Source organism: Pseudarthrobacter oxydans, from assembly GCF_034258515.1.
GTDB lineage: Bacteria > Actinomycetota > Actinomycetes > Actinomycetales > Micrococcaceae > Arthrobacter.
Genome location: NZ_CP139438.1, coordinates 249,733 through 262,949, shown reverse-complemented (window position 1 = coordinate 262,949; position 13,217 = coordinate 249,733). Strand labels below are relative to the sequence as shown.

The window sequence follows — 13,217 nt, the reverse complement described above, 5'->3', positions numbered from 1 at the left end:
CCGCGGGCCTCGACCTGAGGACGGGAGCCCAGGGGCAAATGTCGTACCCTCCCGCGAACGGTTAGCCGCGGAGGCGCTCCATGCCCGGGTCGAAGAGCGGTTCGGGGGTGACGGTGGCTGCGATGCGCTTGCCGAAGTACTCAATCTCCACCGAGTCGCCCTCGGATACCGACGCCGGCAGCCAAGCGTAGGCGATCGGCCTGCGGACGGTGTAGCCGTAGGCGGCGCTCGTGACGTAACCAACCGCAGCACCGTCCGCGTACACCGGTTCCTTGCCCAGCACGATGGACGTGCCGTCGTCGACCGTCAGGCAGCGCAGCGCCCGCGTGGCGGGCTGCTCCTTGCGGGCGGCGAGAGCCTCACAACCCACGAAACCGGTCTTGTCCTTGGCCACCGAGAAGCCCAGGCCGGACTCGTACGGGTGGTGCTCGGACGTCATGTCCGTGCCCCACAGCCGGTACCCCTTCTCCAGCCGCATGCTGTTGAAGGCGCCGCGGCCGGCGGCAATGATGCCGTGCTCCCGGCCCGCCTCGAACAGCAGGTCCCAGAGCTTCAGCCCGTACTCGGCGGTGGTGTAGAGCTCCCAGCCGAGTTCGCCCACGTAGGAGAGCCGCATGGCTGTCACCGGAATGCCGCCCACGGAGATTTCCTTGGTGCGGAAGTACTTCAGGCCGTCATTGGTGAGGTCGTCCGAGCTGACCTTGCCGATTACTTCGCGCGCCAGCGGGCCCCACAGCCCGATGCAGCAGGTGCTGCCGGTGATGTCGGAGACATGCACCCACTGGCTTGGATCGGCAGCGGACTGCTTCCGGGCCTCCACCCGGAGGTAGTCGAAGTCCACGTTGCTGTTCACGCCCAGCTGGAAGTCCTCCTCCGCCAGCCGCGCGACGGTCACGTCACTGCGGATGCCGCCGTCGTGCTCCAGCAGCAGGCAGTACGTGACTGCGCCCGGTTTCTTGGCAATGTTGCCGGTGCTGAGCCGGTGCAGCAGCGCCTGCGCGCCCGGGCCAACCACGGACAGCCGCTTCAGCGGCGTCATGTCGAAAAGCGCGACGGCGGTACGCGTCTTCCACGCCTCGGCCGCCGAGATGGGGGACGAGAACATGGCGGACCAGGAGTCCCGCTCCGGCGCCTGCCACTCGGCCGGCAGCTCCTCGAGCAGGCCGCGGTTGGCCTCGAACCAGTGCGGCCGCTCCCAGCCGGCGGACTCCAGGAAGAACGCTCCCAGTTCCTTCTGGCGGACGTTGAACGGGCTCACGCGCAGGTCCCGCGGAGATTCCCTGGGCTGCAGCGGGTGCATCACGTCGTAGATCTCCACGAAGTTCTGCTGGGATGTCTCGCTGACGTACGCATCGGAGGTCTGGACCTTTTCGAAGCGGGTGAGCTCGCAGCCGTGCAGGTCCGTGCGGGACCGGCCTTCCACCAGCAGCTCCGCCATTGCCTTGGCCACGCCGGCCGAGTGCGTGACCCAGACGGCTTCGGCCACGAAGAAGCCGGAGAGCTCGGGCGCCTCGCCCATGAGCGGGCCGCCGTCCGGGGTGAAGGAGAAGATGCCGTTGAAGCCGTCCTGGATCGCTGAGCTGCGCAGCGCCGGCAGCAGGTCCTGGCTGTCCTCCCAGGCGGGCAGGAAGTCTTCCAGGGTGAACTCCAGGCGGGAGGGCATGCGGTGGTCCGACATTTCCTCTGCGGCGACCTTCGGCAGGGCGGACATGTCCACCGGCATGGGGCGGTGGGCGTAGCTGCCGATGCCGATGCGATCGCCCCATTCCCGGTAGTACAGGTCCTTGTCCTGGTAGCGCAGGATGGGCTTGCCGGCGCCCTTGGGAAGCTCGTTGACGCCCTCGAGTTCGGGCAGCGGGGTGCTGATGGCGTACTGGTGGGCCAGCGGCAGCAGCGGGACTTCCAGGCCCACCATCTTGCCGAGTTCACGGCCCCAGAAACCTGCGCAGGACACCACGATGTCCGCCGGGATCAGTCCGTTGCCGGTTTCGACGCCGGTCACCTTGCCGCCCTCCCGGGCGATGCCGGTCACCGTAGTGGAGCCGAGGAAGGTCACGCCACGCTCGCTGGAGCGTTCGATCAGCAGCTGCACCGCACGGGCGGCCAGTGCCAGGCCGTCGGTGGGGATGAGCAGGCCGCCCAGGACTTCGCGGCCGCCGGTGAGCTTGCCCGTGTTCAGGAGGGGGTAGATCTTTTCGCATTCGTCGGCGTCGACGATCCTGCTTTCGACGCCCCAGGAGGTCATCACGCCCATCTTGCGCTTGAGGTCGGCCAGGCGCTCGGGGGTGGTTGCCAGTTCCAGGCCGCCCACCTGGTTGAAGCAGGACTGGCCGTCCTTGCTCAGGGCCAGCAGCTTGTTCACCGTGTAGGTGGCGAATTCGGTCATGGTCCGTGACGGGTTGTTCTGGAACACCAGGCCCGGCGCGTGCGACGTGGAGCCGCCGGCAAGTTCCAGCGGGCCCTGTTCCACCACCGTGATGTTGGTCCAGCCGCGGGTGGCGAGTTCGTCGGCAAGGTTGGTTCCGACAATGCCGGCGCCGATGATGACAACGCGTGGTGATGCGCTCATGGGTCTTGTTTCTCCTGTTAGCTTGGCGGGCGTTGGCGTTAGCGGAAGACGACGGTGCGGGTGTTGTTGAGCAGGACCCGGTGCTGGCAGTGCCATTTGACGGCCCGGGCCAGCGCCTGTGTTTCGGCGTCGCGGCCCACGGTCACCAGGGCGTCCGCGTCGAGGCTGTGGTCCACCCGGAACACCTCCTGCTCGATGATGGGTCCCTCATCAAGGTCTGCCGTCACGTAGTGGGCGGTGGCTCCGACGAGCTTCACGCCGCGGTCATAGGCCTGGTGGTACGGCTTGGCGCCCTTGAAGCCGGGCAGGAAGGAGTGGTGGATGTTGATGGCGCGGCCACGGAGGCTTTCGCACAGATCGTTGGAAAGGACCTGCATGTAGCGGGCCAGGACCACCAGGTCCGCGTTGTACTCGGCCACCAGTTCCAGGAGCCGGGCCTCGGCCTCGGGTTTGGTGGCCGACGTCACCGGGACGTGGATGAAGGGCAGTCCGGCGGCTTCCGCCATGGGACGCAGGTCCTCATGGTTGGAAACCACGACGGCGATCTCCGCGCCAAGGCTCCCGGCCTGCCACCGGAAGATGAGGTCGTTAAGGCAGTGGCCGAACTTCGAGACCATCACCAGGAGCCGCTGCGGCCTGCCGTCGTTGATGGTGAAGTCCATGGCGAACTCAGCGGCGATGGGCGCAAAGGCCGAGCTGAGGCCTTCCACGTCCTGGTGGTTGAGCCCGTTCTCCTGGTGGATGTCGGAGCCAAGGGTGAAGGCCGTGCGGAGGTAGAGCTTGCCGCTGACGTGGTCGTCGAACTGCTGGTGCTCCACGATGTCGAAGCCGCGGTCCGCCAGGAAGGCCGTGACTGCCCGGACGATGCCGGGCTGCTCCGGGCAGGACAGGGTAAGGACGAACTGGGCCTGGCGCGTGGTGGGACCCGCCGTGGCTGCGGCGGCCGCGGCGGTGCTGCTGGCAGGGGCGCCGACAGCGGCGGTGCCTGACGGGATGTTCTCGATAACGATGGTCATGGTGTGCTCCTAAAGTGTGGGTGCCGGTTTGATGGCGTCAGCGGGTTCACCGTTGGTGGAGCCCGCTTTCGGGGAATCGCTGCTGGCTGCATCACTGCCTGGACTGTCTCCCCGGCACGTGCCGTCCGGGCAGCGTTCGCCGCATTCATGCTTGGTGACGAGGTCGAACTGGACGCCGCCATGCTGGTCAACGCCCGTACGGATGGCGCGCTCAACTACGGAGTCAGCCAGCCGCCGCCGCAGGGACAGCGGGTCCCGCCGCAGGTCCTTGACCAGGGCCACACAGAGCAGCAGCATGACCAGCACGAACGGCAGGGCGGCCACGATGGTGATGCGTTGCAGGCCGGACAGCGCCTCGGAGGGCTCATCACCACCGGCCAGCATCATCACGGCGGCGACTGCGCCGGTGAGCAGGCCCCAGAAGATGACGAGCCCGCGCTTCGGGTCGGAGGATCCGTTGGAGCTCAGGGACGCCATGATGATCGACGCCGAGTCGGCACCGGTGATGAAGAAGATGGCCACCAGGACCATGGCGAGGACAATAACGGCTGTGGTCAGCCAGGCAGGCATGGACATGTTCCGGACCAGGTCGAACAGGGCTCCGTCGAAGTCGATGGACGGTGAACCGCTGGCCATGGACACCAGGCCCGGGGTGCCGGCCTTGTCCGCGTCTTCCTGGACCTTGAAGGCCGTGCCGCCAAAGATCCCGAACCAGATGACGCTCACGATGCTGGGAACCAGCAGGACGCCGGTGACGAACTGCCGGATGGTGCGTCCGCGGCTGATCCTGGCGATGAACATGCCCACGAACGGCGTCCAGGAAACCCACCAGGCCCAGTAGAAGATGGTCCAGCCGGACATCCAGGTGCGAAGCGCCTCGTCCCCCACTGCTTCGGTCCGCGAGGACATTTCGGCCAGGTCCCTGGCGTAGTCGCCTACTGCAGCCGGAATGAGGTTGAGGATGAACAGGGTGGGTCCGGCCACGAAGACGATCAGCGCCAGGATCACGGCGAGGACCATGTTGATGTTGGACAGCCACTGGATGCCGCGGCTGATGCCGGACACTGCCGAGGCGACGAAGCAGGCGGTCAGGATGGCAACGATGGCCACCAGTACAGGTGTGCCGATCTCGCCGATCCACCCGTTGGATGTCAGTCCGCTGCCGATCTGGAGTGCGCCGAGGCCCAGGGACGCGGCCGTGCCAAACAGCGTGGCAAAGATCGCCAGGATGTTGATGAACTTGCCCACCGGGCCTTCTACCGTCCTGATGCCGAACAGCGACGTGAACGCTGCCGAGATCAGCTGCCGGCGGCCCAGGCGGTATGTGCCGTAGGCCATGGCGATGCCAACGACGGCATACATCGCCCACGGGTGCAGCGTCCAGTGGAAGATGGAGGTGGCCATGGCCGTCTGGATGGCTGCGGGGGTCCGTCCGTCCACGGTGCCGGGCGGCGGCGCAATGTAGTGGTAGAGCGGTTCGGCAACGCCGTAGAACATCAGGCCGATGCCCATACCGGCAGCGAACATCATGGCGATCCATGAAACGGTGCGGAACTCGGGCTTTTCGCCGTCCTTGCCGAGGGGAATATTGCCCCACTTGCCCAGGGCCAGCCAGAGGACGAACACAACGAACAACGAGGCCAGGACCATAAAGAGCCAGCCGGTGTACTCCATGACCCAGCCCAGGGCGAGTGTTGAGGTGGCGGCCAGGCTGTCCCGGCCCAGGAAGCCCCAGGCCACAAAGGCCAGGGCGAGGACACCGGTGATGCCGAAGGTGGCCTTGTCGAGGGTGAGCTTACGGTTCCGCCGTTCTGCCACAGCCTGTTCGGCCCTGGTCTGGCGGAGTTCCTGCATGATTTGTTCGGTGTCCTCCGCGTCGTGTGAGTCGTGGGCGGAAGGAGCGTGCTCCGGTGCGGGAACGGGTTTGGGCTCTTCCATCTCGAGAGGGGGTTGGGCATCCGGGCGGATGTCGCTGCTCAAAGCCATGTCAAGTCCTTTGGTTTGAATTCTCGGTTTTGACGCTGTACTCCGGCGTCCCCAAGCCGGGCGGAAGATCGGGGTCTTCCTGGCATTCGGTCATCAAGGTCAGCTTTGCTTCCATCGCGGCAGTTGTTCCGTAAAGATCAACACGTCTCGCGATAAGCAACAGAGTGGCCTGCATAGCGGCCGCGTGTCAAGGTTTTTCTGAAGTCTTAAGCCCTATTTCAGGGGTTCCGGCCACGCCTTGACAGCGGGCCGGAACAGGGGGTCAGGCATCGATCACCAGGTCCGTCTGCGCGGTGGAGCAGCAGGGCAGGAACTTGCCCGCAGAGATTTCCCGCGCCCGGATCCCGCCCTGGTGGTTCATCTCGATCTCCCCTGAAAGCTTGACGACCTTGCAGGAGCCGCACATGCCTTCCTTGCAGTTCGCGCCGATCCTGACGCCCGCACGCTGGGCCACCTCGAGGATGCGCTCGGTGGGGTCGATCCGCACATTGATGCCGGTACGCATGAAGGACATGGTGAGGCTGCCTGTTCCCACCGTGTCGAAGCTCGAGGCATCAGGGGAACCGGCTTCCGGCTCACCGCCCGGGCTGTCGGCGGAGGGGTCGGAGCCGGGCGTGTCCGGGTCGGCGATTTCCAGCGGCATGCCGGAGGCCTGCAGAGTCCCGTCAGCGTCGTAGCCAGGCTCGTAGAGCCCGAACGCGGCGGGCTGGCTTTCAAAGTAGTCCTCGGCGGATTCGGAGATCTCCTCGGCGATTTCCTCCGCGACGTCGGCTGCAAGTGCTACCTCCGCCTGGTATTCAAGGAGCGTCTGGCGGTCTCCCGAGAAGAACTCCATGTAAATGGAAGTGTCGTCGACGCCGACCTTCTTGAGCAGCTCGGTGGCCGTGTTCAGGTAACCCTCGGGACCACATGCGTACACCTGGCGGCCGTTGGCGTCGGGGGCCACCTCCTCGAGCGTGGCCGCCGTCAGCCTTCCACGGAGCCCTTCCCATCCCTCCGGCACGCTGCGGTCACCGAGGGAGTAGTAGACCTTGACGCGCGAGTCCACGGAGGCGATATAGGCCAATTCCCGGTGGAAGGCAAAGCCTCCAGGATCCGAGCCGTGGTAGAGCACCACAACATCGGCGTGTCCGGGCAGGGAATGGATGGTCCGCACCATGGACATGATGGGCGTGATGCCTGCGCCGGCGGCAAGCAGGAGATACCGTGCACGTCGGTCGGCATCTGGGAGGTGGAATGCTCCCACCGGTCCCAGCATCTCAAGAACGGTGCCGGGTTTGACGTTCTCGTGCACCCAGGGCGAGACCAGTCCCGTGGGGTCGCACTTGACGGTGATGCTGAAGGTCCACGGCTCGGTGGGCGAGCTGGACAGCGAGTAGCTGCGGTCCACCGGTTCCTGGTCCTCGCCATTCACGGGAAATGCGACGTTCACGTACTGGCCGGCACGGAACGCCAAAGGCGCGCCGTCGCATCGGCGGAACACGAAGGTCATCATGGCGCCGGCCTCGGGAACGGTCTCGACGCATTCGGCCATGAACTCCTGCGGATGCCATGGACCCAGTGCACGGGCTGCCCGGGCGGGTGTTTCGGTGTTTCCCATCACCCTGTTCCACGGCATCTCAAGACCGCGAATACGCTGTGGTTCCTGGATTGCCGTTTCAGTGAGGAGTTCAATCACGCCAAGTGCTCCTGCACGCGCTGCACGTACCAGTTGATGAATGCCTCGACCTGGTATTCGCTCTTCATGTAGGGCCCGGGCTCGTAGGCGGGACTGCCGGCGCCCTGCTGGCACAGCTCCACGAACGCCTTGTCCTGCAGGTTCGTCTGCTTCCAGGTGTGGGTGAGCTTCTCCAGGTCGTAGTCGACGCCTTCCACTGCGTCGTCGGCCACCAGCCAGGTGGTGCGTACGAGGCTCTGGTGTTCGTTGATGGGGAAGACAGCGAACGTGATGACGTGGTCGCCGAGGAAATGGAACCAGCTGTTGGGCTGCAGGTGCATCGAGCAGCGGCCAAGGCGGAAGTCGGGCAAGTCACCCAGCAGCTTCTTGGAAAGCCTCCGACCGTCCGCGGAGAACGATTCGCCCTCTCCATCGAGCGATTCCCGTGAGATGCGGATTCCCGCGATGCGCGTGTCAAGCTGCTCGACCACCTCGTAGGGAAGGCCGTAGCGGCGGCAACGCTCCTCAAGGGAGGACTGGGCCTCCTTGTTCCGGTCCCACACTTCCTCAAGATGGGGCGGGATCAGGCCTTCCGTCAGGCCCCAGGTGGGGAAGAGGGAGCAGGCGAGCTCAGGGTGGCCGTCGCAGTGGTAGCACTCACGGTTGTTCTCCATGACGAGCTTCCAGTTGCCCTCTTCAATGATGTTCTGCTGGTAGGCGATTTTTGTCTTCGAGAGATCGTGGGGCGCCAGGTAGGGCTCAAAGATCTTTGAGGTCTCGTCAAAGTCCGCCGGCGGTTCATCCGCAATGCAGACGAAAATGAGTCCGGCGACCTCGCGTCCGTGGGCGCGCTTGAGGCCGAAGCAGCTCTTGTCGAACTTCGTTTCCCCCGGGGCGGAGGCATGGATCAAATTGCCCTCCGGCGAGTAGGTCCAGGAGTGGTAGCCGCAGACCAGGTTTCCGGTTGAACCGGCAGCCTCGGTGAGAACGCGGGCGCCGCGGTGCCGGCATACGTTGTGCAGGACGTTCACGGCACCATCGTCGTTGCGCAGCACAATCAGGGAGTAGGGCCCATAGTCGACCGTGACGTAGTCGCCCGGCTCCGGCAGTTCGGCGGTGCTGGCGGCAAAGATCCAGTGCTGGCCGAAGATGGCCTCCATGTCGATTTTGAAGATCGAGGGATCGGTGTAGAAGGGGGCATCGAGGGAGTATCCAGTGCGCCGGAACTCAAACAACGCGGTAATTTCCGCCAGCTGCTCGGCAGGCAATGATGCAGCGAGTCTTCCGCGTGAATTGAGGGGCACGTTCACTGAAGCAGTCATGGGTTTCCTCCCGGGAGGCATGGGTAGTGGGTGTTGCGGGGTGACCACGGGTGCGCGGGTGCTAACGGCCTGGTCGAAGAACTTGTAATGATGAGATTAGGGACACATCAGCTGCAACGAAAGCGCAAGATTTTGAAGATAACCATGCAGAATAGATGCATGATCGATCCGAGGCTCATCACACTTCGCGTGTTCGCCCGGTGCGGCACAATAGGCGGGACCGCGGAGCTCACGGGCTATTCTCCATCTGCCGTCTCCGCGCAATTGCGGGAGCTGCAGCGCGTGCTGGGAATGCAGCTGCTGGCGAAGGACGGCCGGGGCGTGCGGCTTACCGCCACGGGACGCTTTCTCGTGGCGGGCTCGGATCCCCTCATTGCCCAATGGGAGAGCCTGCGCGCCGCAGCCATGGAGGCCGGCGACCAGGTGCAGAGCCACTTTGGCCTCGGCGGATTCTCCTCTGCAGCCGCCCAGTTGCTCGCACCGCTGGCCGCCACGCTGCGCTCAACACACCCCCTGCTGGAGGTGCAGGTCCTTGAGGCTGATCCGGCCCGCTGCTTCGACTTGTTGATTGCGGAACGAATCGACCTTGCAGTTATCGTCGCCATGCAGTCCGACAGTTACGGTGAGGACGATCCGCGCTTCGAGCAGAGAGTCCTGCTCGACGATCCGCTGGACGTGATCATTCCCGGTGACCATCCGCTTGCATCACGCCAAACAGCGACGCTTGAAGAGCTGGCATCGGAACCCTGGATCACGGAGTCCGCCGGATCCACCTATCATTCCCTCTTCACCGCGGCGTTCACGGCAGTCGGGGTGACACCGCGGATTGCCCATGAAGCCGTTGAATGGGAAACCCACATCGCATTCGTGGGTGCGGGGCTGGGCGTCGGCCTGCTGCCCCGGCTGGCGCCTTTGCATGGTGCCGAAAACGTGGTTCGGCTACGCATCACCGGTCAAACGAAGCCCACGCGCCGCATTGTCGCGGCCGTGCGCAGGGGCAGCATCGCCTCACCCCTGATCCAGGAGTCGCTCGGCATCCTGCAGGTCAACGCCAATCGGATCCTCACCGCCCGGCCCGAAGAGAATCTCTGAGCGCTGCGAAAGCACATCCGCCGGTTGGCCCCACGGTTCCGCGTTCGTTTCCCGGTTAACCCGCGATCGTCGCCAGGACTGCCCCGGCACTCACTACGCCGCCTGCTTTCGCCCGGATCTCCGTGACGGTGCCGCCGCGGTGGGCGGCAACCTGGGTTTCCATCTTCATGGCCTCAAGGACGACGACGGGGTCCCCCGCCGCCACTTCGGCACCCGGTTCCACGAGCCACTTCACCACGGTCCCCGCCATGTCGGCCCGCAGCTCACTGGGGTCCACAATGGGAGCCGCGGCGCCGCCGTCGCGCTCCCCCTCCGAAGAATGCCCGGCCGGCGAAACGCCTGCAGGCAGGCCGGCGCCGGAACGTGCCCAGCCGTCCAGCAGGGCCGCGGGAAGGCCGACGGCGAGGCGCCGGCCGTCGACATCGACGGTGATGGTGCGCCGGGCACCGTCCGGAGCGGTTGTGCTGAACCCGGGATCCGCCGGGATGGATCCCGCGAAGTCCGTTTCGATCCACCGGGTGTGGATGCGGAGCGCGGTTTCCGAGGTGAAGTCCGGCGCCTGGACGACGGCCCGGTGGAACGGCAGCACGGTTGCCACGCCGGTGATTTCCATTTCCGCCAGCGCACGGCGGGCCCGGCGGAGCGCCTGCTGCCTGTCGGCGCCGGTGACGATCAGCTTGGCCAGCAGCGAATCGAACTGCGGCGCAACGATGGATCCGGCCCGGACTCCCGAATCCAGCCGGATGCCTGGACCCGTTGGGCCGCTGAACGTGGCGATGGTTCCGGGCGAGGGCAGGAACCCCCGCCCCACATCCTCGGCGTTGAGCCGGAATTCGAACGAATGCCCGCGGGGTTCGGGATCGGCTGCGAGGCGCAGGGGCTCACCGGCAGCGATCCGCAACTGCTCCTGGACCAGGTCCACCCCGGTGGTCTCCTCGGTGATGGGGTGTTCCACCTGCAGGCGCGTGTTCACCTCGAGGAACGCCACCGTGCCGTCGGCGGCCACCAGGAACTCCACCGTCCCCGCCCCCGTATAGGCGGCTTCGCGGCAGACTGCCTTGGCGGCGGCGTAAATCTGGCGGGTCTGCTGTTCGGTGAGGAAGGGCGCGGGCGCCTCCTCCACCAGCTTCTGGTGCCGGCGCTGGAGGGAGCAGTCGCGCGTTCCCACCACCACCACGTTGCCGTGCCGGTCCGCCAGGACCTGCGCTTCCACGTGCCGGGGCCGGTCCAGGTACCGCTCCACGAAGCACTCGCCGCGGCCGAAGGCCACCACCGCTTCCCGGACCGCCGAGTCGAAGGCTTCCTCGATCTGGTCCATTTCACGGACCACTTTGAGCCCGCGTCCGCCGCCGCCGAAGGCTGCCTTGATGGCGATGGGCAGGCCGTGTTCTTCCGCGAAGGCACGTGCCTCGCCGGCCGAGGCCACCGGCCCGTCGCTGCCGGCCACCAGGGGCGCGCCTGCCCGGACGGCGATTTCGCGGGCCGTGATCTTGTTGCCCAGCAGCCTTATGGCCTCCGGTGCCGGCCCGATCCAGGTCAGGCCGGAGTCCAGCACGGCCTGGGCGAAGTCGGCGTTCTCCGACAGGAACCCGTATCCCGGGTGCACCGCGTCCGCTCCGGACTCCTTGGCGACAGCAAGCAGCTTGGGGATATCCAGGTAGGTTTCCGACGGCGCGTTGCCGCCCAGGCTGTAGGCCTCCGTGGCGGCGCCGACGTGCATGGCGTCCGCGTCGACGTCCGCGTACACGGCGACGGACTCCAGGCCGGCGTCCTCGCAGGCGCGGGCGATGCGGACGGCGATTTCTCCGCGGTTGGCAATCAGGACCTTGCGCATGTGCTGCTCACTTTTTCTGGGAAACGTTGAGGGAAGTGCTGGACGGTTCAAGGGGCAGGCCGTAGCCGGGGGCCCAACGGAACCTGATGCGGCCGCCAATGGGCACCTGGGCGGCGAGGTCCAGCTGGTGGTCCACCACCACGCCAATCACGGGGTAGCCTCCCGTGATGGGGTGGTCCGCCAGGAACAACACGGGCTGCCCTTCCGGCGGGACCTGGATGGCGCCGGCAACCGTCCCCTCACTGGCCAGTTCCCCGTCCCGGCTCCGTTGGAGCGGCTCACCGTCCAGGCGCATGCCCACCCGGTTGGAGCGCGGCGTGACGCTCCAGTCCTGGGTGCAGAGCGATTCCAGTGCGGCGGCGCCGAACCAGTCATCCCGAGGACCGGGCACGACGTCCAGGACAGTCACCCCGGTGTCCGGGAAGTCCGGCTGCACCTCAGGATTTCCCACCACGTTGGAGGACGTGGCGGCTCCGGCGGCAAGCAGTTGCCCCGAGGCCAGCGGCGCAGGCCCGATCCCGGACATGGTGTCCGTGGACCGGCTGCCGAGCACGGCTTCGGCGTCCAGGCCGCCCCGGATGGCAAGGTAGGTGCGGAAGCCCCGTTCCGGCGCGCCAAGGGTCAGGGTTTCGCCGTCCAGCAGGGCGAATGCCGTGGCCATGGGCACCTCGCGCACCCGCTCCGGCAGGCCGGCGTCGTCCGCATCCGCAGCTTCGGGGCCGGCGGGAACGTCCGACGGCGTGGCAACAGTCAGTGCCGCCGGCGCGCCGGTGACAGCCAGCACCTGGTCTCCCACGGCCTGCACGCGCAGGCCGCCGGCAACGGTTTCGACGACGGCGGCAGCTGGCTCGTTGCCCACGATGCGGTTGGCACGGCGCAGGGAGGAACGGTCCAGCGCACCGGCTGCGGAAACACCGAGGCCGCCGTAGCCGGGCCGGCCAAGGTCCTGGACCAGGCTTTGGAGCCCGGGCGACAGGATCCGCAGTCCGGAACGGCCGGCCTGTTCCCGGGCTGCCGGTGCTTCGGAATTCGCGGCATCAGCCTCCGGGGCGGAAAGTTCCACGAGTTCCCGCACCGCCCGGAACTGCACCCGGTCCCCGGGGGCAGCCAAGGCGGGCTGCTCGCGGGCCAGGTCCCACATCCGGGCGGCGGTGCGGCCGATCAGCTGCCAGCCGCCCGGGGACTGCCGGGGGTAGACGGCGGAATAGTTGCCTGCAAGGGCCACGGATCCGGCCGGGACGGCAGTCCGCGGGGAGCTCCGGCGCGGGACTTCCAGCAGCTGGTTCTCCCCCACCATGTATCCAAAGCCCGGGGCAAAGCCGCCGAAGGCCACGGTCCAGACCTGCCCCGTGTGGGCCGCCACCACTCCCTCGGCACCGAGGCCGGTGAGCCTGCCCACGTCAGCGAGGTCCTCGCCGTCGTACACGGCCTCGATGACCACGAGCCTGCCTTCCGGCTGCGCGTGCACCGCCAGGTCCAGCTCCAGCAGCCGGGCCGCCATCCGCCGTGCGGCCCGGGGCGAATCCGCCTTGACCATCACGGTTTCGGCGGCCGCGAGGACCTCCACCTGGCCGGGCAGCGGATGCTCCAGCAGGAGGGCCTGCAGCGCCAGCACGTCGTGGAGCCCGGAGAGTTCGGCGAGCACCGCCGTCGTGCCTACCGGCCGTACGGCCAAAACACGGGCGGCGAGGACGCGCGCAGTGGCGGGGTTGGTGACTGTTTCCATGGCAATCCGCGCCGG

The 13,217-nt window shown here is 66.7% G+C and carries 8 protein-coding genes; 1 reads left to right on the top strand and 7 read right to left on the bottom strand.

The features are described from left to right. Positions 1–61 precede the first annotated feature (61 nt). The 5 genes from SMD14_RS01120 to SMD14_RS01100 form a co-directional block, all read right to left on the bottom strand. A complete protein-coding gene (locus tag SMD14_RS01120) occupies positions 62–2,569 on the bottom strand; it encodes an FAD-dependent oxidoreductase (protein ID WP_321215012.1) in 2,508 nt (835 codons plus the stop codon). Positions 2,570–2,607: 38 nt separating this feature from the next. Next, positions 2,608–3,585 carry a formyltetrahydrofolate deformylase gene (purU, locus tag SMD14_RS01115; protein ID WP_157239856.1) on the bottom strand — a complete coding sequence of 326 codons (978 nt, stop codon included), beginning with the start codon at positions 3,583–3,585 and terminating at the stop codon, positions 2,608–2,610. A gap of 9 nt (positions 3,586–3,594) precedes the next feature. Next, positions 3,595–5,571 (bottom strand): BCCT family transporter, encoded by a 1,977-nt coding sequence (locus tag SMD14_RS01110; RefSeq protein ID WP_321215011.1) that lies wholly within the window; start codon positions 5,569–5,571, stop codon positions 3,595–3,597. Positions 5,572–5,833: 262 nt separating this feature from the next. Beyond that, a complete protein-coding gene (locus SMD14_RS01105; protein ID WP_321215010.1) occupies positions 5,834–7,249 on the bottom strand; it encodes a ferredoxin reductase in 1,416 nt (471 codons plus the stop codon). Beyond that, complete coding sequence (locus tag SMD14_RS01100) at positions 7,246–8,550, bottom strand: SRPBCC family protein (protein ID WP_157239860.1); 1,305 nt, start codon at positions 8,548–8,550, stop codon at positions 7,246–7,248. The genes SMD14_RS01105 and SMD14_RS01100 overlap by 4 nt, the downstream gene beginning before the upstream one ends. A 159-nt stretch (positions 8,551–8,709) precedes the next feature. On the opposite strand from SMD14_RS01100, the gene SMD14_RS01095 reads away from it, so the two are divergent. Continuing rightward, entirely contained in the window at positions 8,710–9,642 is a 933-nt protein-coding gene (locus SMD14_RS01095; protein ID WP_157239862.1) for a LysR family transcriptional regulator, read from the top strand. Positions 9,643–9,697: 55 nt separating this feature from the next. On the opposite strand, the gene SMD14_RS01090 is transcribed toward SMD14_RS01095, so the two are convergent. Then, positions 9,698–11,476 carry a biotin carboxylase N-terminal domain-containing protein gene (locus SMD14_RS01090; RefSeq protein WP_321215009.1) on the bottom strand — a complete coding sequence of 593 codons (1,779 nt, stop codon included), beginning with the start codon at positions 11,474–11,476 and terminating at the stop codon, positions 9,698–9,700. 7 nt (positions 11,477–11,483) lie between these two features. Further along, on the bottom strand, positions 11,484–13,202 hold the full coding sequence (locus SMD14_RS01085) for a 5-oxoprolinase/urea amidolyase family protein (RefSeq protein WP_321215008.1): 1,719 nt from the start codon (positions 13,200–13,202) through the stop codon (positions 11,484–11,486). Between the last annotated feature and the right edge of the window lie 15 nt (positions 13,203–13,217).

Excerpts from the sequence above, each read along its gene's own strand:
- SMD14_RS01085 (WP_321215008.1), bottom strand. The coding sequence starts at position 13,202 with ATGGAAACAGTCACCAACCCCGCCACTGCGCGCGTCCTCGCCGCCCGT.
- SMD14_RS01090 (WP_321215009.1), bottom strand. The coding sequence starts at position 11,476 with ATGCGCAAGGTCCTGATTGCCAACCGCGGAGAAATCGCCGTCCGCATC.
- SMD14_RS01110 (WP_321215011.1), bottom strand. The coding sequence starts at position 5,571 with ATGGCTTTGAGCAGCGACATCCGCCCGGATGCCCAACCCCCTCTCGAG.
- purU (WP_157239856.1), bottom strand. The coding sequence starts at position 3,585 with ATGACCATCGTTATCGAGAACATCCCGTCAGGCACCGCCGCTGTCGGC.
- SMD14_RS01120 (WP_321215012.1), bottom strand. The coding sequence starts at position 2,569 with ATGAGCGCATCACCACGCGTTGTCATCATCGGCGCCGGCATTGTCGGA.
- SMD14_RS01100 (WP_157239860.1), bottom strand. The coding sequence starts at position 8,550 with ATGACTGCTTCAGTGAACGTGCCCCTCAATTCACGCGGAAGACTCGCT.
- SMD14_RS01095 (WP_157239862.1), top strand. The coding sequence starts at position 8,710 with ATGATCGATCCGAGGCTCATCACACTTCGCGTGTTCGCCCGGTGCGGC.